We start from the raw sequence: 20,132 nt of genomic DNA on the forward strand, positions 1-20,132 counted from the left end.
GGCCAGGGAAAATAATTCATTAGTTTTTTTCAGAATTAAGAAACCATCTGTACGGGTCAGTTGTTCGACAACCATAAAACAATGAAAGTTCGATATTTGTAGAACAATAAAACAATACAACCTTATAAAATGAGAACGCTCAATTTTCGAACCCAGTCTCTGATTGCCGGCCTGATCGTATTGACCATCGCGCTGTTTTTAGTGACCCCCAAACTATTTTCCAATAAACCGTCAGCCGCTACCAGCCGTAAACTTTCGTCGCCCGCCCCACCCGCCGACAACAAGGTTGCTACCGACGCTTTTGTCGTGAAACGCGAAACCATCACCGACGAACTGCAAACGACCGGAACCATCCAGGCCAATCAGGAAGTCGATCTGGTCAGTGAAGTAGCCCGCAAACTGGTCCGGGTTTATGCGCGGGAGGGCAGCTACGTCGGCCAGGGGGCGTTGCTTTACAAGCTGGACGATGCCGATCTGCTCGCTAAAAAACGTAAAGTAGCCCTTCAGGAGAAACTAGCCCGGCTGGATGAAAAACGCTTCCGCGAGCTTCTGGCAACCGAATCGGTCAATCAGCAGGAATACGACAAAGTACTGACCAACCTCAACGTGCTGCAGGCCGAACTGGCCATGATCGATGTGGATCTGGTTAAAACCGAAATCCGGGCACCATTTGCGGGTAAACTCGGCCTCAAGCGTGTCGATGTGGGCGCTTACGTAACCCCATCGACGGTGCTCAGCTCGATCGACGACATCAGCCGGGTTGAGGTAACCTTCACGATTCCCGAAAAATACGCATCGGAGGTTCGGCCAGGCCAGGCCATTCAGTTTACGACCGAAAACAGCAGTCGCTCGTTTGTTGCGAAGGTGACGGCTACGGAGCCCAGGATGGAAGCCAACACCCGGAGCCTGCTGGTCAAGGCTATCAGCGACAACAAAGGCGGCAAACTGGTGCCTGGCTCGTCAGCCAAGATCGCTTACGCACTGCACGTGGCTCAGGACGGCATCATCGTACCGACGCAGGCCCTGATTCCGGACGCCAAAGGGTATTTTCTGTTCAGACTCAATCACGGAAAAGCCGAGCGCCGGGAGGTGAAGACCGGAAGCCGCACCAAAGGAACTGTGCAGATTCTGAACGGCTTAGCCATCGGTGATACGGTATTGACGACCAATTTGTTACGCCTGGACACAGGCGTTCCGGTGACAGCATCGACGATCGAATAACTGACGCTTTCTGAACTTTTAAGAATAATCTCCAAAGGGGCGTTTTTGTCATGCTGACGCAGGAAGCATCTTCAATCCTCCCAATTAGCAAGTAAGGGAACCTTAAGATGCTTCCTGCGTCAGCATGACAAAAAGGTGTCTGAAAAAAGTTTAAACGGCTTTGTTCTTTTCCCTTGTAGTTCTCCTTTGATTTAACAATACCTCATCATGAGTTTATCGGGAATTAGTATTCAGCGGCCAGTGCTGGCCGGGGTACTCTCTGTATTGATTATACTTTTTGGGTTCGTCGGGCTGACCTACCTCGGCATTCGCGAATATCCGGTGACGGATTCGCCCATCGTGACGGTCACGACCACCTATCCGGGGGCCAGCCCCGATGTGATCGCTTATCAGATTACCAAGCCGCTGGAAGAGTCCATTGGAGAAGCCAACGGCATCCGGACCATCTCGTCGGTATCACGGGAAGCGGCCAGCGTAATCACGGTTGAATTTAACCTCGATGCCGATCTGGAAGCGGCTGCCAACGACGTGCGGGACAAAGTGACCAAAGCCCGGCGACTGCTGCCCGGTGACGTCGATCCGCCCATCGTAGAGAAAGCCAACAGTGGCGACATTGTCATTTTCATGGCCGTGGAAAGCAAAACCCGCAGCATTCTGGAAGTAAGCAATATTGCCTCCACGGTCATCAAAGAGCGGATGCAGACCATTCCGGGCGTCAAACGGGTCGGTATTGCGGGTGAGAAAAAGTACGCCATGCGCCTTCGCATCGACCCCGCGAAGCTGGCCGCCTACCAACTGACCCCGTCGGACATTGAACAGGCACTCCGGAAAGAAAACGTGGACCTGCCCTCGGGCCGGATCGAAGGCGACCGCAACGAACTGACGGTCCGAACGCTGGGCCGATTGACGAAGGAAGACGATTTCAACAACATGATCGTCAAGCAGGCTGGCAGTAGTATCATCCGGTTTCGCGACATCGGTTATGCCGAACTGGGCGCGGAGAACGAACGGACGGCCATTCTGAACAGCCTCAAGGGAAATTCACCTACCATCGGTGTGTTCGTAGAACCCCAGCGTGGAGCCAACGCCGTTGCCATCGCTGATGAATTTTATAAACGACTGAAGGAGCTGCGCAAAGAAATTCCGGCCGATTACGAGCTGACCATCGGGAAAGACTTTACCGAACCCATCCGGGATTCGATTTCGGAAGTGGAAGAGACCCTATTCGTGGCGTTTGGGCTGGTCATTCTGATTCTGTTTCTTTTCCTGCGCGACTGGCGGTCGACGATCATTCCGGTCGTGGCCATTCCGGTGTCCATTGTGTCGGCGTTCTTCATTATGTACATCGCGGGCTACTCCATCAATATACTGACGCTGCTGGCGCTGGTGCTGGCGATCGGTCTGGTGGTCGATGACGCCATTGTGGTACTGGAGAATATTTACGCCAAAGTGGAAGAAGGTATGTCACCCTTGCAGGCGGCCTTCAAAGGGTCGTCGGAAATCTACTTTGCCGTCATCTCGACCACGATTACGTTGGCGGCCGTTTTTCTGCCGATCCTGTTCCTGCCGGGCATTACCGGAAAGCTGTTCCAGGAGTTCGCGGTGGTCGTGGCAGGCTCGGTGCTGGTGTCGGCCTTTGTGGCCCTGACGCTGTCGCCGATGATGAGCGCCTACCTGCTGAAACGGCATGACCGGCCCAACTGGCTGTACCGGAAAACGGAGCCTTATTTCGTGGCCTTAAACCGGGGCTACGAGCGGTCGCTGGCCTGGTTCATGCAGTACCGCTGGGTTGCCTTCCCGACTCTGATCGTCACCTTCGGACTCATCTATGTCATCGGCCGGCAACTCCCCTCGGAGCTGGCTCCGCTGGAAGACCGTTCGCAGATCAGCCTGGCCGTGGTGGCACCGGAAGGGTCGTCGTATGAATACACGGAGAAGTACATGAACGAAATCGCCCGGTTCTCGGTCGACTCGACGGCAGGCCTATTCCAGACGTACTCGATTCTGGCCCTGACCTTTGGCCCACCGGCTCCGGTGAATATTGCTATCCAGAACACCTTCCTCAAAAAAGCCGACCAACGCACCACGACCCAGGCCGACGTCTTTACGACCTACGCCCGAAATATCCAGAATTTCCGGGGGGTGATGGTTTTCCCGGTGCAGCCACCAACCATCGGGAGCCGGTTCGGACAGGCTCAGCCGGTTCAGTACGTCTTGCAGGGTCAGAACCTGTCGGCTATTACCGCCGTGCTGCCGAAGTTTCTGGATGAAGCCCGCAAAAGCCCGGTTCTGCGGTTCGCCGATTCGGATTTGAAAGTCAATAAGCCGGAACTGGTTCTCCAGATCAACCGCGACAAAGCCGCTGAGTTGGGGATTTCCGTGGCGGAGATCGCCCGGAGCCTGCAACTGGCGCTGAGTGGACAGCGGTACGGGTATTTCATTTACAACGACCGGCAATACGAAGTAATCGGCCAGTTGCAGAAACAGGATCGCGACACGCCCTACGATCTGAAAGCGATGTTCGTACGGACCCGAACCGGCGACGTGGTTTCGCTGGATAACCTGGTTTCGTTTAAAGAAAGCATCAGTCCGGCGGCCATTTATCGGTACGATCAATCCATTTCGGCAACCGTATCGGCGGGTCTGGCACCGGGTAAAACCATCGGGGATGGCGTATCAGAAATGAACCGTATTGCGCAGAAGGTCTTACCGCCGACCATCAAAACGTCGCTGGCGGGTGAATCGCGGGACTACGCCGAAAGTTCATCGAGTCTGCTGTTTGCGTTTGTGTTCGCGCTGGTGCTGATCTACCTGGTACTGGCGGCCCAGTTCGAAAGCCTGGTCGATCCATTCATCATCCTGTTGACCGTACCGATGGCCATGACGGGGGCGTTGCTGAGCCTATGGCTGTTCGGCCAGACGCTGAATATTTTCAGCCAGATCGGGATCATCACCCTCATCGGTCTGATCACCAAAAACGGCATCCTGATCGTTGAGTTTGCCAACCAGCAAAAAGAAGAAGGGTTGAGCACCCTCGAAGCCGCGAAAGCCGCGGCAGCCTCCCGATTCCGGCCCATTCTGATGACCAGCCTGGCGATGATCTTCGGTACCATTCCGATCGCGCTGACGGTGAACAGCCGAAATTCGCTCGGAACGGTCATTGTCGGCGGCTTATTATTCGCGGGTTTGCTCACGCTCTATATCATCCCGGCGGTGTATTCCTACTTCTCGCGGGTTCCGAAGAAAAAGGCCGAAGAACTCGAACTGGTCGCCTGATGTCAATTTTTTCTCACCATACGAATATGAAATACCCAACATACACCGTCGGCCTGTTGCTGGCACTTACCACAATAGCCCAGGCGCAGGTTCGCCAACTGACGATGGAAAGTGCCGTTCAATTAGCCATCGATAAAAACCGGGATTTGCAGGTAGCTTCGCTGGAAACGGCGAAGGCGACGCAAAAAGTGCAGGAAGCGCGGGGCTATGCGTTGCCAACCGTAGCCGCTTCAGCGCAGTACCTCTATTACTTCAACAAACAGGTTTCGTTTCTGCCCGGTAGCTTCGTCGGCCTGGGCGACGACCAACTGGCCATGTTTCGGGTTGGCGGCTCGAACGCGTTTCTGGGGGGCGTGGCCGTGTCCCAACCCCTGTTTCAGGCCAGCGTTCGCTCAGGTATTAAAACGGCTCAGATCGACGGATTAGCCACAGATCAGGCGCTGGCCGAGGTTCGGGCAAGTGTCGTTACCGATGTTCGGAAAGCGTACCTGGACGTACTGATCACGCAGGAACAACTCCGATTGCAACAGCAGAGTATCGCCCGGAACGAGCAGGCCTTGAAAGACGCCCGTTCGCTGCTGGCACAAGGCCGGGCCTCGCGCGTGGATACGTTGCGTGCGTATGTGACGGTCGAAAACCTGCGACCGACGATTATTCAGTTGACCAACCGGATCGGTATCACGAAAACGGTGCTGAAGCGCACCGTGGGCCTGGACGAGCGGGAAGAGATTGAGCTCCAGGATTCGCTGCGGTACGACGATGCGTTGTTCGTATCGCCGGGTACCGATGCCTTTCTTGACGCGGTGCAGGCTCGACCCGACGTGCGCCGGCTGGAGTTGGTGGAGCAACTGAACCGGGAGCAGATTGCGCTGCAAACGGCTGAGAAAGGCCCGAAGTTAGCCGCCATTGGCCTGGTGCAATCGCAATCGCAGGCCAATAATTTTCGGTTGGGCGATTACCAGTGGCCGGTAAGCTCGTACCTGGGTTTGCAGCTCAATGTACCGATTTTTACCGGTTTTCGGACTAATTCGCGGATTCAACAGGCGCAGATAACCCGTAAACAAAGCGAAACCCAGTTGGCGAATCTGAAAGAGATCGTACGGGCGCAGGTGAAAATAAGTCTGGCAAACGTACAGGAAGCCCGGCTGCGCATCCAGACTCAGCAACAGACGATTGCCGTCGCTGAGCTGGGCTACCGGATCACCCGCGACCGCTGGAAACAGGGTATTGCCTCCCGGCTGGACCTGACCGATGCTGAGCTTTCGCTGACCCAGGCGAAGTCGAACTATTTCCAGGCTGTGTACGATTATCTAACGGCAACCGTTGATTTAGACAAGGTGTTAGGCCGGATCAGGTAAGCCGGTTTATACACGGCTGGTACCAGGTTGTCGGATCGGTTGGCAGATGCCTCATGGTTGGAAATTATGCCAACTTATCGGTTAACGATGGGGGCCAGTATAACAAAGCCCAGGTTGCTGGATAACAACGATCTTGCTTGCCTGATTGGCAAATTTATTTGGTTACGTGGACGAACAACAACGTTGGCAGGCATTCCAGGCGGGGGATGAAGACGCATATACACAACTCTATCAGAACCACATTCGGGCGATGTACCGGTACGGCATGAGTTTAGTACCCGCTTCCGAAGCCTTTGTCCTGGATTGCGTGCACGATGTTTTTACCGAACTGTGGGCGAAACGAACCCGGCTGACTACGCCCGATAACGTACGGCATTACCTGCTGAAGGCGCTTAAGATTCGGATTATCCACCTGCTCGAACGGAAAGAGCGACCAAGCCAGTCCCTGGCCGAAGCCGACTACGAAATGCTGTGGGCCGAACCCAACGAGTTAGAATTACTCGAAGAGCTGGAAGCCGCCAGCACCCGCCAGCAACGGCTACAGCGACTCATTGCCCAGCTTCCTCCGCGTCAGCAGGAAGCGCTGAAGCTGCGTTTCGTCGAAAACATGAATTATAATCAGATCGGTGAGCTGCTGGATGTCAATCAGCAGTCGGCTAAGAACCTGGTTTTCCGGGCTGTAGAGAAACTGCGTCGGTGGGTGGTGCTGCCTTTTTTAATTATTTTAACTTTTTTTTAGGTTTTAGTGAGTACGTTTTTCGAACGGGGTCATCTACTGACAAAATCAGTAGTTCGTGCAACCCCTTTACGAAACCTTCTCAGCCGCTGACTTCCTGACGGACGATTACTTCGTCCGTCACCAGCTTAGCCCAACGCCCCAGTCGGCTCAGTTCTGGGAAACCTGGCTGAATGAGCATCCGCATCGGCAGTCCGAATGGCAGCAGGCCGTCGACCTGTTGGCCGCTATCCGGCTGGGGCTTGAAACGTATGCGCAGACGTACGTACCTGAAGAAACCATTCGCCAGCTCCTGATTCGAATTCAGCAAACCAACGCGCCGGTCGGTCAGCAGGAAACACCTATTCGTCGGATCGGGTGGATACGGTGGGCAGCCGCGGCTTCCGTCTTGCTGGCCCTGGGCTATGGCGTCTGGTGGCAGACCAGGCACCGGGCGTCGCCGTATGAACAACAACTGGCCACCCTAACCCAATCGTTTTCCGAAAAAGTAAATACCAGCCAGCAGGTACAGGCCCTGCGGTTGCCCGATCATTCGATGGTCTGGCTGGCTCCAGAAAGCCGATTGAGCTATGGTGCCGACTTTGGCCAGCAAAAGCGGACCGTCTACCTCTCCGGCGAAGCTACGTTTGCGGTGACCAGCGATGCCAAAAAACCTTTTCTCGTTCACGCCAACGAAGTCATCACGAAGGTCGTGGGTACACGGTTCACGGTCCGGGCTTTTGCTGCGGAAAACCGCGTGCGGGTGCATGTCCAGTCGGGCCAGGTGTCGGTCTACCGCAACGGACCGGCTTCGGTGCCGAACCGGCCGAAAGGCGTGATGTTGCTGCCCAACCAGCAGGTAGTTTTCAACCGGCAAACCGACGAGTTCGATAAAATGCTGGTCGAGACGCCCAGTCTGATCAGCCCCCGGATCCGGCAGAAGAAGACCCCTGCCTTTGTGTATAACGATACGCCCATCCCTCAGGTGCTTCGGGAATTGAAAGAAGCCTACGGGATCGACATCCGCTTCAACGAAGAGGCTTTGGCCAATTGTCAGCTGAACTCGTCAATGACCAACGAATCGTTCGAGCAGAAACTGAACATTATTTGCCGCACCATCGGGGCTACCTACGAGATCATCGACGGACAGGTGCTCATCAGTGGCGGCAACTGTCAACAAGAATAAACCATCCGCTGTCTGTTGCCTATTTTTTAACTCTCTAAAACGTGTATGAACCAAACCAGCCTGTCTGTAGCCCATCAGGGACAGGAATGGGAGCGACCCCATCGGCTAAACGACTCTTCGTTCATCCATTCCGCGGTAAGCCGACGAACGGGCTTACGCTCATTTCTTTAACCTACTAAACTAAATACCGTATGAAAAACCTCAATCTTTATTTTTTCAGGTTTATGAAACTAACGTGTCTACAACTCGCGATCGCGCTGTTGTTCGTGGGGGTTTCATGGGCTGACGATGTTTCGGCTCAGGAGCTTCTCGACCGACGGGTAAGTCTTAGCATCCAGGACCAGAACATCAAGTCTGCACTACGCAGCATCGAAAAAGCCGCCAATGTTAAGTTTTCGTATAGCCCCCAGATTGTCCGCTCCAAACATCTGGTGACGATGCGGGTCATGAACGGCACCTTGAAAGAAGTACTGGAAAAGCTGCTTACGCCCCTGAAAGTCAACTTCAGCATTGCCGGCGAACAGATTGTTTTAGCCCGCACGGCCGACGCGCCCATCAGTATTCAAGTGGGTGATGCCCTCGACGAAACCACCGCGCCCGCCGAACGGACGATTACCGGGGTCGTATCGGATGAAAAAGGCGAGGGGCTACCGGGTGTCAGCGTCGTCGTGAAAGGCCTGACCCGTGGATCGGTAACGGACGCTTCAGGAGCCTATCGCCTGACGATTCCCGACGGGCCGCAGACGCTGGTTTTTAGTTTTGTAGGCTATGCTACCCAAGAAGTTGCCGTCAGCAATCAGACGACCCTGTCGGTTCAACTGAAGCCGGATGTAAAATCCATTAACGAAGTGGTGGTAGTGGGCTACGGTTCGCTGAGCCGGAAGGAAGTGACCAGCGCCGTGACTCACCTGTCTTCATCGGATCTGCTGCGGGTCGGGAGCAATAGCCCGCTGATGTCTATCCAGGGAAAAGTAGCGGGGCTGTCGGTTACCAACACCGCTTCGGGTGACCCGAACTCCACCCCAAACATTCAGCTCCGGGGCGCTTCGTCGCGCAGTGCCGGTCTGGGGCCCCTGTTCGTAATCAACGGCGTGCCGGGCGGTAACCTGGATAACATCAACCAGAATGAGATCGAGTCCGTCGACGTGCTGAAGGGGGGAGCGGCCTCCGCCATCTACGGAACGCGCGGCAGTAACGGCGTGATTGTCATTACGACCAAGAAAGGCTCGTCCGAATCCCGTATTTTCTACGATGGATACACCTCGTTCGATTTTATCACTAACCAACTCCACGTACTCTCGAAAGACCAGTTTCTGGCGGATAAGCGTGGCGTCGATCTGGGCGGGAATACTGACTGGACGAAAGCGGTGAGCCGGAATCCGGCCATCTCGCAGAAGCATACCCTGCAGTTTTCGGGCGGCAATGGTCAGACCAACTACTTTACTTCGCTGGACTACCGGAATGCCACGGGTATCGACCTGCGCTCATCGAAGCAGGAATACGGCGGCCGGGTGAACATCAACCACACCTCGGCCAACAAGCTGTATGCGATTACGTTCACGGCTGCTCCGCGCTACGCTACCACCAACCAGGCCGATTACAGCGGGTTCAACTATGCGCTCACCCTGAACCCAACGCAGTCGATCTACAACAACACTGGTCAGTATGCCTATATCACCACCGGTTTTTTCGCCAATAACCCCGTCGAGCAGGCCAAAAATGTCATCTCCCGGCAGGAGATCAAATACCTGGATATCAACACCGCGTTCAAGCTGAATCTGCTCGATAATCTCTTCACCCAGGTAACCATAGGGGAAGTAAGTTCGGCGTTTCGGAATGAAAACTTTACACCCTCTACGCTGACTACGGTGGTCAACGGTACCAAGCGCAATACGGCTTCGCAGGAACTGGTTGAAAATGATCAGAAAAGCCTTGAGTGGATCGGTAACTACGCGCTGGATGCCCAGAAGCATTCGCTGAAGGTATTGGGCGGCTATTCGTACCAGTATTTTACGAACTCACAGTTCAAGGCTTCCAACGAAAATTTCCCATCCGACGTACTGACGTATAACAACCTGGGGACGGGACTCTGGAATTTACAGCAGGGTATCAATAACGTGGGTTCGTACCGGAACAACTCTAAACTGGCGGCTTTTTTCGGGCGCGTAAACTACGATTACGACCAGAAATATTACCTGTCGGCTAGTTTGCGGCACGAAGGGTCGTCAAAGTTCGGGTTCGATAACAAATGGGGTAATTTTCCGGCTGCTTCGGTGGGCTGGCGTATCACCCAGGAGAAATTTGCCCAGGGCCTTTCCTGGCTGAACGAACTGAAACTGCGGGCCGATTACGGGGTAACCGGAAACCAGGACTTCGGCAACTATCTCTCGCTGGATACGTATAGCGGTTACGGTTATTACCTCTACAACGGCACTTCTTACCAGGTTTGGGGACCAAGCCAAAATACCAATTACAATCTCCGCTGGGAAAAAGCCATTAATTTCAACGTCGGCGTCGATTTCGATGTGTTCAAAAACAGCCGCCTGACGGGTAGCCTGAACTATTACGTTCGGACCAACAAAGACCTGCTGGGGTCCTATACGGTAGCCAATCCGCCGAACGTACAGGGGACGACCTTTGCCAACGTCGGAACGATGCGGAATTCCGGTCTGGAAATTCAGCTGACAGCCGGTATCGTGTCGAACAAGGATTTCAGCTACAACCTGACCTTTGCCGGATCGACCAACAGCAATCAGTTCGTGTCGTTTTCCAATGATGCCTACAAAGGCCAGAACTACATCGATGTCTTGGGTATGCCCGCTCCGGGTAGCCCCGGTAATGCCCAGCGGTTACAGGAAGGTACCCGGATCGGTAGCTTCTATATGCTCCGTTCCGCCGGGGTCGATGAAACCGGTGCCCTGCTCGTTTACAATAAAAAGGGCGATGTGATCCAGGCCAATAAAGCCAGCAACGACGATAAACAGTTTGTGGGGAATGGTCTTCCCAAGTTCACGGCGGGTCTGACCAATAATTTCAAGTACCGGAAATGGGATTTGAGCGTCTTCCTGCGCGGCACGTTTGGCTACCAGATTTTTAACGTCTACGGTTTTTATTTAGGGACGCCCGCTACCCAGCAGAATGTCAACACGCTGACCTCGGCGTATAACGGCAGCAAGTACTCGAAACTGACAAACCCGGCAACGTACTCGTCATTGTCCGACTACTTTCTGGAGCCCGGCAGCTTTGTTAAAGTAGATAACGTAACCCTGAGCTACACGCAACCCGTGACGAGCAAATTTCTCCGCTCGGTGCGCATCTACGCGACAACCCGCAACCTGAAGACCTTTACCAAATTCACCGGGGGCGACCCTGACCTGGTTCAGATAAATGATTTGTATCCGGGCATCAATCAACGTGTCGATAATGGTAATACGGTCGGTACGCTGAATTATTTCCCATCGACAACCCAGCTTTTACTGGGTCTTCAGGTCACTTTCTAATTCAATGCTGCTCAATTAACTCATGAAACGAAATCAATTTTTCAATTCCATACGTGTGGCGTCTGTCTCGTTGCTGCTGGTAGCGGCTGGCGGCTGCACCAATCTGGACGAGGTACTCTCCGACCGGATTACGTCCGGTAACTTCCTGCAAACCAAAGAGGATGTTATCCGGGATTTCCTGCGCCCCTTCGAGCACAGCTACTGGACAATTCAGGGTGGCTCGACGTTTATGTTGCAGGAGGATAGCTCCGACGAACTGATGACCCCGAACCGCCAGGGCGACTGGTTCGATGGCGGGCAATACCAGCGGGTGCATTATCACACCTGGACACCGAACGACAACTACACCAGTGACGCCTGGAATGCCCTGTACGGAGGGGTTACGCTGGCCACGAATACGCTGGAAGATTTACAGGGTATTTCCGACCCGGCTAAGTTCAGCATGACGCAGGCCGAACTCGACGACATGATCGCGGAGGTGCGGACGCTACGGGCCTGGCTTAACCTGAGGCTGCTGGACTTCTACCGCAACATTGTGATCGTGACGAAAGTAAAGGGCGAAACGCAGGGCGGTCCCCAGGTTACGCCCCAGGAAGCGTTCAATTTCATCGAAAAAGAGCTGAAAGAATCGTTGCCGAAACTGCCCACCCGCCAGAGTCTGGGCGCCAACGCCGTCGGGCGCTGGACGCAGGCTGGAGCCGCGGCTCTGCTGGTCCGGCTCTACCTGAACGCCAAGGTGTATACCGGTACCGATCACTTTGCCGACTGTGCGGCCGTCAGCCAGGATATTCTGGATGGTAAATACGGGCAGTATGCGCTGGAAACCCGCTGGGACGCTCCCTTCGATTATACCAACCCCACGTCGCCCGAAACGGTCTTCGGCTTTCCCGGTAGCTTCGGGCTGACCCACTGGCAGTACGACGGAGGGATGTATTTCTGGATGTTGCCGGTCAATGCGACGTTCTATTTTGGGTTTACCGATTTTGGGACGGCCAACCCCAAATACGCGCTGCAGCCCGGCCGGGATGTGGATAGCACCGAGTACAGCTTTACGCTGGGTAAGCCGTTCATTAAATTTCAGAAATATCCCGACGATGTCCGGTTGAAAACCTATAAGAACCTGGGCAACAGCAAACGGGAAGGGATGTTTCTGCAGGGCTATCTACCCTACACTAATTCGGCGGGTAAGCTCGACACGGTCCGCTCGACGAAAGGCCCCTACGCACTGTTCTTCCGCGATCAGGTGGGCATGTTCCTGTCGGCCAAACCCGGTACAAAAATCGCCGACAAAACTTCGAACATGAACAATGCTGATCAGAATTCTGGAATCACGCCCGTGAAGTACCCGTACTATCCGAGCAGCGATCTGAACAAGATCTCGTCGGCTTATGCCGAAATCCGGCTGGCCGAGATTTATTATTCGCTGGCCGAATGCAAATACCGGGCGGGAGACAAGGCCGGAGCCGCCAAACTCCTCAATGCGGTCAGAGCCAGAAACTACCCCGCAAACTCGCCCAGTTTGTATAAGCCGGACGGCAGCCAACTGACCGATCAGGAAATGATCGATGAATGGGGGCGGGAGTTTCTGGTAGAATCCCGCCGTCGTACGGACCTGATTCGCTGGGGCGTTTTCAATACCGGTACCTGGTGGGATAAACAGCCGGATGCCGACAACCATACTGCTATTTTTCCGATTGGTCAGAATGTGCTGAATGTATCTCCTCAACTGAAACAGAACCCAGGTTATTGATGCCTGCTACTGAGCAAACCGACTGATCGACGGATGCTATTCAGCGATTCCCCGTCATCAACGACACGACTACAAGAATCCGGGTGTATTGTCGTGCCGTTGATGACGGGGTTTTTTATGCAAGGATCACCCGCGAAAAGCGCATTACACGGTATTGGTTATCAGCGGTATATGGTTCTGACTGCTCTTTTTCGGTAAAAATCGAAGGGTTGTAGAACAGCAGTTTGTAAGTGGCCCCATGCCGTGGCGATGTACGGTAGTATGCCTTCTGGCGAAGCCAGGGGTATGTTTTTCAATCGAAAAAGCAGGATGCTCCCGGCATCGAAAAAGCGGGTCATTCCGCGATTAATTGCATCAATGTTACCTTCTGCGCGGCAAAGCGATGACAGGAACGTCCTGGTACGGCTATTTCCGTTTCAGAAACGTATACAGAACAGGTAGCCAGGTTTCGACAGGCGGGTAGCCTCACTGCTGGAAATAATCGATCTTGTCTGCGTCGCTGTTGTTATCCAGGTTAACCTCTCCACCTCCCTCGACCGTAGCACTCAGGCTCAGCGCACCGGTGGTGCCCCCTGCATTCAGCGTGCCCGTTAGCCCAAATGAGCGGCTACCTCCACCGGTCAAGGGTTGACTCGTGCGCAGAACGTAGTACCCTGACACCGAACCATCAAAACTCCACTGATTGTTCTGCACCGGCTTTCCTCCCACGTTCGTCAGGCTGTTATCGAAGCTCAGGCTTAGCTTGGGGTCTTTGGTGAGCCGGACAGTGACGGAACCGGTGGTAGGCACTGAGTTAAGCTCAAACACATCCACGACCAGACTTACCGGCGCAGTACCGTTGACGCTGGAAGGCTGAGCGTGCAGGATCGTCGTCAGATCCGGTCTGGGTGTTATAGGGCCCGTATAAACAATTCGGTACAGCGAAGCCGAGTTTTTGCTCAGGTAATACAGGTACCCATCCGTACCTAACGTCAACCCCAGACTATTACCAGATAGGTTCGTCGCAAAAGTAGATCGAACAGCGGTCGAACCGGATACATCCAGTACGTTTATCCAGTTGCTGCAGTAATCCTGATAAAAGTATTTTCCAATAAAGGAATCAGGGTAGCGGCTTATCGTCGGGTTATAGAAAGCACCCCCGGTGATGGCGCAGCCAAAACCATCGCCACTGCCATGATGATACGTATAGACCGGGTTGGTATAGGCCGTATTGGTACTTGTTCCCTCGGCATTGGGCCAGCCGAAATTCAAGCCTCCCGTCGTGGCATCGTTGATTTCTTCCCAGGTGACCTCGCCCACATCGTTCACAAACAATCGACCACTCGCCGGCTGGAACGTGATTGTATAGGGATTGCGTAGGCCGTAGCTCCAGATGCGTTTTCTAGCTTCGGAACCCGTCGGGAAGGGGTTTCCGGATGGCACACTCCCATCCGGATTGATGCGCAGAATTTTACCTAAATAGGTATCCAGATTTTGAGAATTAGCCGAATTGGCATTCTCACCGACACCAACATACAGTTTCTGATCGGGTCCAAACACAATCGAGCCACCGTTGTGGTTTGTGGCTGAACTAAGCGCGTTCAATTCCAGTACGATCGTTTCACTACCTGCCACCGCCACGTCCCCATTGGCTTTAAACCGGCTAATCCGATTGTGCACGGTAACTGATCCACTGGTTGGGACCGTGTAATACAGGTATATATATTGGTTGGTGGTAAAGTCAGGATCGAAAGCGATGCCTAACAAACCCCGCTCGCCCGCTGAGTTTACGGTGAGCTGTATGAAGGGGGTCGGCAGCAAACTTCCGTTTTTGACCACCCGTACAGTGCCGCCCTGCAGGGCTACGAAGAGTCGACCATCTGGGGCCGCCACCGCCACTGTCGGTGCACTCAGACCGGAGGCAACCGCTACCTGCGTAAAATTAGTTGGGAACGTCTGGGTGAATGCGGTCTGGCCCTTGAAAAACACCAGCAGGAATATGCACCAACCAACGACCAGACTTTCTAATCGGGTCGACAGAAGACACTGTGAGCGGATAAATAGATTCATAGCGGTAGTCGAGCTGGCTTGTGATAGACTATACCTTAAATCATTAATACTCAGGGGGTGTCAAATTGTTTGAATAATTTACTGTTCCGTTAACTTACGGCGTACGTGTATATTTATTATCATTAGAATTGCGCCAATTAGTTGAAGAAACTTCTGATGTAGTTTATGAGACATCTTCATCAACGACCCCGATTATAGCTTCGTGAAGTAGCCGACAATAAAGCTGATCGTCCCTTTCTGGAAGAAGGCCTTTACTGATTCAGGCTCTTTTTCAGCCGGTTCTTTTCTCAAGGTCTCGAACGTACGCTTGCCTGGGTGTCTCGGCTGTCTGGGCCAATCCGGATTATACATTTGCGAAGCCAGGCGCCGTTTCCGCATCAATCCAGAACCGTGTAATAGCTTTCTGGTCTGCATTAGGTTGCTGCCTATTCGATCTTTTTAAAAGAATATTTCATATACGTAAAAAGGAAAAAGTAAACTTGTATGGGATCTAAAGTGGTATATGTTGACGTATATAGGGCTCATTATATTGCAGTTAGTGCATAGTATATAGTATAAGTTGCCATTTTTGTTGATTCACCTTCTTTCTCGTACTTATGTTGCTCAATCTCTCCGTTCGCTGCCGACCAGCGCTGGGTCAGCTTTTCTTTTCACTGCCTTTTCGAGCCGTTATTAAACGGACTTCTTCAGTAGTATCTTACGGTCATTTCTGGTTTACGCTCAGTATTGGCCTGGCTCTCGCACTAAACGGGTGGGCCACCACCTTTACCGTTACCAGCACAGCTGATGCAGGAGCGGGTACACTGCGGCAGGCGCTCCTGAATGCGAACGCCGATCCATCGGCAACGGCCAATAGCCCTCACCTGATTACCATCACTGCTACGGGCATTATTAGCCTGCAAGCCCCCTTTCTGGTTATTACCAATCATCTTACCATCCAGGGACCCGGACAGGCCAATCTTACCATTAGTGGGGGGAACAGTACGCGTATTTTCTGGATTCAGAACGGGACCATCACGATCCGCGATCTGACGCTGGCCAATGGGTTAGCCCAGGGAGGAGTCGGTTCAGGGGGGGGTATGGGAGCTGGAGGAGCTATTTTCATGCACGAAGGTCGTCAGGACCCAGCTAATGCTACGGATGTGTTAGCAGGTAGTATCGATCTGCGACTGGTGAATGTGGCACTGACAGGCAATTCGGCTCAAGGTGGAAGCGGTGATTTTAACGCTGGCGGAGGGGGCATGGGAGGTATGGGCGGCAATGGTAGCCAGGGCGGTGGCGGTGGTATCCTGGGCAATGGGGCGAGCTCTATTCAGGGTGGCGGGGGTGGTAGTGTTACAGATGCTACCTCCATAACAGGTGGCGCGAATGGAGGTATTAATATTTTTGGATCAGGTGGAAATGCGGGAAGTCCCGGTGACAATGGTGGTTTTGGGGGCGGTGGGGGCCTATCTAATGTGGCCAATAGTGGACCAGGGGGAAACGGTGGATTAGGTGGTGGCGGTGGCTCAGGAGCCGATAGAGGTGCAGGTGCCTCAATGCCTCAAGCGGGAGGAAATGGAGGCTTCGGGGGCGGGGGTGCTACTGGCGGGGTCAATGGTACTCGTGGCGGCAATGGTGGCAATGGTGGTTTTGGGGGCGGTGGGGCCAGAAGTACATTTATCGGTGTAGCTGGTAGTGGGGGTTTTGGAGCTGGCTCTGATGGGGGTGGTGGCTTGGGCGGTGGTGGAGCCATCTTTGTCGCTAGCGGCATACTACAGATGACCAACGTAAGCTTTATGAATAATTCAGCAACGGGAGGCACTTCTACTAACGACAATGATGGAAAAGGCTATGGCGGAGCCATCTTCATCTTTAACAAGGCTGACAACGGCGGTAATGCGGCTCCGGGTACCACCCACGACCCCAGCGTATCGGCTTGTGGGGTGAGCTTTTCGGGGAACACGGCCTCAGATCAGGCGAACCAGGCCGGTAGCAATGATGCCAATCAGTACGGGGCGATCACCAATAATGCACTGGCCATTACCCAGCAACCGACCAGTAGCTCTACGGTAGCCCTCTTTAGCAGTGTTCGCGTACCGGTCGGTATCAGCGGTAGCCCTACCAGCTTACAGTGGTATCAGAGCGGCCCATCCGGGGGGGCAACCATCGTCAGTGGCCAGACCTCGGCTACGTTGACACTGACCAATGTGCAGACCGCCCAGTCGGGCAGCTATTCACTGGTAATCACCAACGCCTGCAATAGTGTCACTACCACGGCCTTTAGCCTAAGCGTAACCACTCAACCTATTCGCTACGTCAGAGCCGGGGGCAGTGGCGATGGCAGCAGTTGGGCGACGGCCTCAGGGGATTTGCAGGCCATGATCAATGCCGAAGGGGTCCAGCAGGTTTGGGTGGCACAGGGCACTTACAAACCCACCAGCACTACCGCCCGGGATATTAGCTTCAGCATGAAAAACTGGGTGGCCATCTATGGGGGATTTGTGGGCAATGAGGCTGCGCTGACCGAGCGGAGTCCCGCCAGCTACACGACGGTGCTCAGCGGGGATATTGGTGCGGTAAGCGACGCGACTGACAACAGCTACAACGTTATCAACAACCCACCAGGGCTGACCCAAACGGCCGTGCTAGATGGAGTGGTTATCACCGGGGGCAACGCGTCGGATGCTTCTGGCGGGGGAATGTACAATGAGAACAGCAGTCCCAGCCTGCTCAACTGTATCTTTTTGGCTAATACCGCTACCACTGGCGGAGGGATGTACAATTTAACCAGTAGCCCTAGTCTGATTAACTGTAGCTTCCTCAATAATACCGCAACCCTTGGCGGAGGGATGGATAATAATAGTAGCAGTCCTACACTGCTTAATTGTAGCTTCCTCAACAATACGGCTGGCTTAACTGGGGGCGGTGCAATACACAATTTCAGAGGTACTTTAAGTATGACCAATTGTGTGGTGTTTGGCAGTGACGGATCTAACACGTTTAGAAATCCTGGTGGCGGTCGGTTGACCGCCAGCTACAGCCTGTTTGAGGCCACCGTGACGGGTTATACCAGCGGACCGGGTAACCTGACGACCACTACCTCCCCCTTTGTCGGAACGGCCACCACGCAGCTTGCGGCTGGCTCCCCGGCCATCAACGCAGGCAATAGTCTAAGCTACACCGCAGCGGGTGGACCAGCTACCGATCTGGGGGGCAATGTCCGGATTCAGAACGGCACCATCGACATGGGAGCCTACGAGCTGGGCCTGCCTACCGATCTGACTCCGGTGGTCTACGCCCGCACCTTCCAAACGGGAGGGGAAACTACCCTAAGTCTGGTGGTGGATGTGTTTGAGATCAACATCGCCCCGACCACGGCGCCCCTGACCGTGCGTATCACCAAAGATGCCAAAGTGGCCCTTTCCTTCGACAACAGCCTGAGTAGCGTGGGCGGTCGGTCGGTGCAGAACAGCGCCTGGAGCTTCGATGCCACTCAGCCGGGCTATTACCAGCTGAGCACTTCTCAGCCTATGACCGGTGGTGCTGTTCGCTCGGTTGGCCTGACGGGTAGGCTGAGTCCTGGCGGCACGGCTGGGATGATCAGTTTAAGCGCCACAGTGGCAGGGGGTGGGGAGGACAATCTGGCGAACAACACCGATGCGGATAAGATCGAGTATTTTCAGCAATAGCCAAATAAAATATAGCCCGAAGAGTTCGCAAAGGCTTTGCCGAGCCACCTCAAACTTGGTGAGTTAGCTATCAGAATCGGTCGACCTCTAGGCAAAAAAGCCTGGCCTCATTGAAGCCTGGCTTTTTTGCTCTTTATTCTTAACGTATAATTAGTTAGCCAGCTGATTAACTAGTAAGCGAACAGAGCCTGTATCGATAATCGTATTGTTTATACTGATAGAAAAGCCTAAACCCGTTGGTAGTCGGTATGTTTATTACACCTTGCCGGTCGTCTTGAATCACCCGGAGGATGCCCACGACGAACGAGGAGCAGAGTCGACTACAATGGCGGCTGAGCCGGGCGCTGGCTCAGTTTGAAACCAGCGCCCAACCAGTAGCGAACCATTACAGATCCCCTACCTCAACCACTAATTGATAGCGATCCGAACCGGTAAGAATTGGCTCGAAGACGCCCGTTGTAGACCGCTGATAACTTTTGTCATAATAGTAATTCCTAACCGCCAGGGGGGTGTTGGTAGCCACATCACGAGCCGTGATTTTATACTGACCAATGGGCACATTGTAGGAGTACAGCCAGTCAGGACGTGCTACCTGAGTTTCACCAGCGCTACCGTCTACCAGTGGACCAACGGGTTCCAGCGTAACTTCAATGTTGGGAAAATGGGCGTTGCTGGTGTGATTGTCCACTTCAATCGTTCCGCCATACCAGCCGCTGTCCCCGAAGTTTGAGCGTGGCCCCGCAGTCATCAACTTTAAATTTTTAACCGCCCCTGCTTCGGGCGAGAAGGCACTGTCATCTTCCACAAACAGGGCCAGCTTGAAGGGATGATTCAGGTAGTTAACCGTGAGATGGCCCCGGACATAATAGGAGCCGATTAATGGACCACCGCCGGTGCTGAGTTTGATGCGGTAGTTTCCGTTAGCGTCCGAATAGCCAATCAGATTATTGACGACTTCGCCTGTATTATTGATGGTAATCTCAGCTCCTTTGATGGGCTTACCCTGGGCGTCGCGCACGGTACCCGAAACGTACCCGGCCTGTGGGGCCGTAGGACCGGGCGAAACCGAATCGCCTGCCGGTTTAGAACAGGCCACCAGGCTAATCAGGCTGGCCATTGCCAGAAAACGTATCATTCGTTGCATAAACTTAGCGTAGTTGTTTAGTAAACAGCGCGTTTTTTCGTTGAAGGCGCTGTCTGGATGGGACAAAGTTGGCGGATGTCGCACACCGGCCGAAGCAGATGGTTTGCTAATCGCCGGAATTGACGTATGAAGTGTTGAATGTGGTGTTCGAATCAGGAGCCAACTATTGGTTACAGGCCGGGCGATGATAGCTGAGCGGAATTGGTGGTGGGCCTGCTGGCGTTGGTTTGGCAACCATGCAGGCGGACAGAAAGCAGCTCAG

The 20,132-nt window shown here is 53.8% G+C and carries 10 protein-coding genes; 8 read left to right on the forward strand and 2 right to left on the reverse strand.

Annotation, left to right across the window (positions count from 1 at the left end; translation table 11 throughout):
• Window positions 1-129: 129 nt before the first annotated feature.
• The 7 genes from ACYVC2_RS14790 (at window position 130) to ACYVC2_RS14820 (ending at window position 13,006) form a co-directional block, all read left to right on the forward strand.
• A complete protein-coding gene (locus ACYVC2_RS14790) occupies window positions 130-1,221 on the forward strand; it encodes an efflux RND transporter periplasmic adaptor subunit (RefSeq protein ID WP_461103222.1) in 1,092 nt (363 codons plus the stop codon).
• Window positions 1,222-1,428: 207 nt separating this feature from the next.
• Complete coding sequence (locus tag ACYVC2_RS14795) at window positions 1,429-4,497, forward strand: efflux RND transporter permease subunit (RefSeq protein ID WP_461103223.1); 3,069 nt, start codon at window positions 1,429-1,431, stop codon at window positions 4,495-4,497.
• 26 nt (window positions 4,498-4,523) lie between these two features.
• Complete coding sequence (locus ACYVC2_RS14800; RefSeq protein WP_461103224.1) at window positions 4,524-5,855, forward strand: TolC family protein; 1,332 nt, start codon at window positions 4,524-4,526, stop codon at window positions 5,853-5,855.
• Window positions 5,856-6,021: 166 nt separating this feature from the next.
• Entirely contained in the window at window positions 6,022-6,594 is a 573-nt protein-coding gene (locus ACYVC2_RS14805; protein ID WP_461103225.1) for an RNA polymerase sigma factor, read from the forward strand.
• 55 nt (window positions 6,595-6,649) lie between these two features.
• Entirely contained in the window at window positions 6,650-7,756 is a 1,107-nt protein-coding gene (locus ACYVC2_RS14810) for a FecR family protein (protein ID WP_461103226.1), read from the forward strand.
• A gap of 224 nt (window positions 7,757-7,980) precedes the next feature.
• Window positions 7,981-11,256: a SusC/RagA family TonB-linked outer membrane protein gene (locus tag ACYVC2_RS14815; protein WP_461103227.1), complete on the forward strand. Its 3,276-nt coding sequence runs from the start codon at window positions 7,981-7,983 to the stop codon at window positions 11,254-11,256.
• A 22-nt stretch (window positions 11,257-11,278) separates the two neighbouring features.
• Window positions 11,279-13,006, forward strand: a complete 1,728-nt coding sequence (locus tag ACYVC2_RS14820) for a RagB/SusD family nutrient uptake outer membrane protein (protein ID WP_461103228.1) — start codon at window positions 11,279-11,281, stop codon at window positions 13,004-13,006.
• A gap of 465 nt (window positions 13,007-13,471) precedes the next feature.
• Here ACYVC2_RS14820 and ACYVC2_RS14825 read toward each other — a convergent pair whose 3' ends face one another.
• A complete protein-coding gene (locus ACYVC2_RS14825; protein ID WP_461103229.1) occupies window positions 13,472-15,055 on the reverse strand; it encodes a PQQ-dependent sugar dehydrogenase in 1,584 nt (527 codons plus the stop codon).
• 596 nt (window positions 15,056-15,651) lie between these two features.
• On the opposite strand from ACYVC2_RS14825, the gene ACYVC2_RS14830 reads away from it, so the two are divergent.
• Window positions 15,652-18,726 (forward strand): choice-of-anchor Q domain-containing protein, encoded by a 3,075-nt coding sequence (locus ACYVC2_RS14830; RefSeq protein ID WP_461103230.1) that lies wholly within the window; start codon window positions 15,652-15,654, stop codon window positions 18,724-18,726.
• A 385-nt stretch (window positions 18,727-19,111) separates the two neighbouring features.
• On the opposite strand, the gene ACYVC2_RS14835 is transcribed toward ACYVC2_RS14830, so the two are convergent.
• Complete coding sequence (locus ACYVC2_RS14835; RefSeq protein ID WP_461103231.1) at window positions 19,112-19,870, reverse strand: carboxypeptidase-like regulatory domain-containing protein; 759 nt, start codon at window positions 19,868-19,870, stop codon at window positions 19,112-19,114.
• Window positions 19,871-20,132: the final 262 nt, after the last annotated feature.

This window comes from Spirosoma koreense (genome assembly GCF_054777875.1).

Bases quoted from the DNA above. Each gene is read 5' to 3' on its own strand.
- ACYVC2_RS14795 (WP_461103223.1), top strand. From the start codon at position 1,429: ATGAGTTTATCGGGAATTAGTATTCAGCGGCCAGTGCTGGCCGGGGTA.
- ACYVC2_RS14830 (WP_461103230.1), top strand. From the start codon at position 15,652: ATGTTGCTCAATCTCTCCGTTCGCTGCCGACCAGCGCTGGGTCAGCTT.
- ACYVC2_RS14815 (WP_461103227.1), top strand. From the start codon at position 7,981: ATGAAACTAACGTGTCTACAACTCGCGATCGCGCTGTTGTTCGTGGGG.
- ACYVC2_RS14790 (WP_461103222.1), top strand. From the start codon at position 130: ATGAGAACGCTCAATTTTCGAACCCAGTCTCTGATTGCCGGCCTGATC.
- ACYVC2_RS14825 (WP_461103229.1), bottom strand. From the start codon at position 15,055: ATGAATCTATTTATCCGCTCACAGTGTCTTCTGTCGACCCGATTAGAA.
- ACYVC2_RS14835 (WP_461103231.1), bottom strand. From the start codon at position 19,870: ATGCAACGAATGATACGTTTTCTGGCAATGGCCAGCCTGATTAGCCTG.
- ACYVC2_RS14800 (WP_461103224.1), top strand. From the start codon at position 4,524: ATGAAATACCCAACATACACCGTCGGCCTGTTGCTGGCACTTACCACA.
- ACYVC2_RS14820 (WP_461103228.1), top strand. From the start codon at position 11,279: ATGAAACGAAATCAATTTTTCAATTCCATACGTGTGGCGTCTGTCTCG.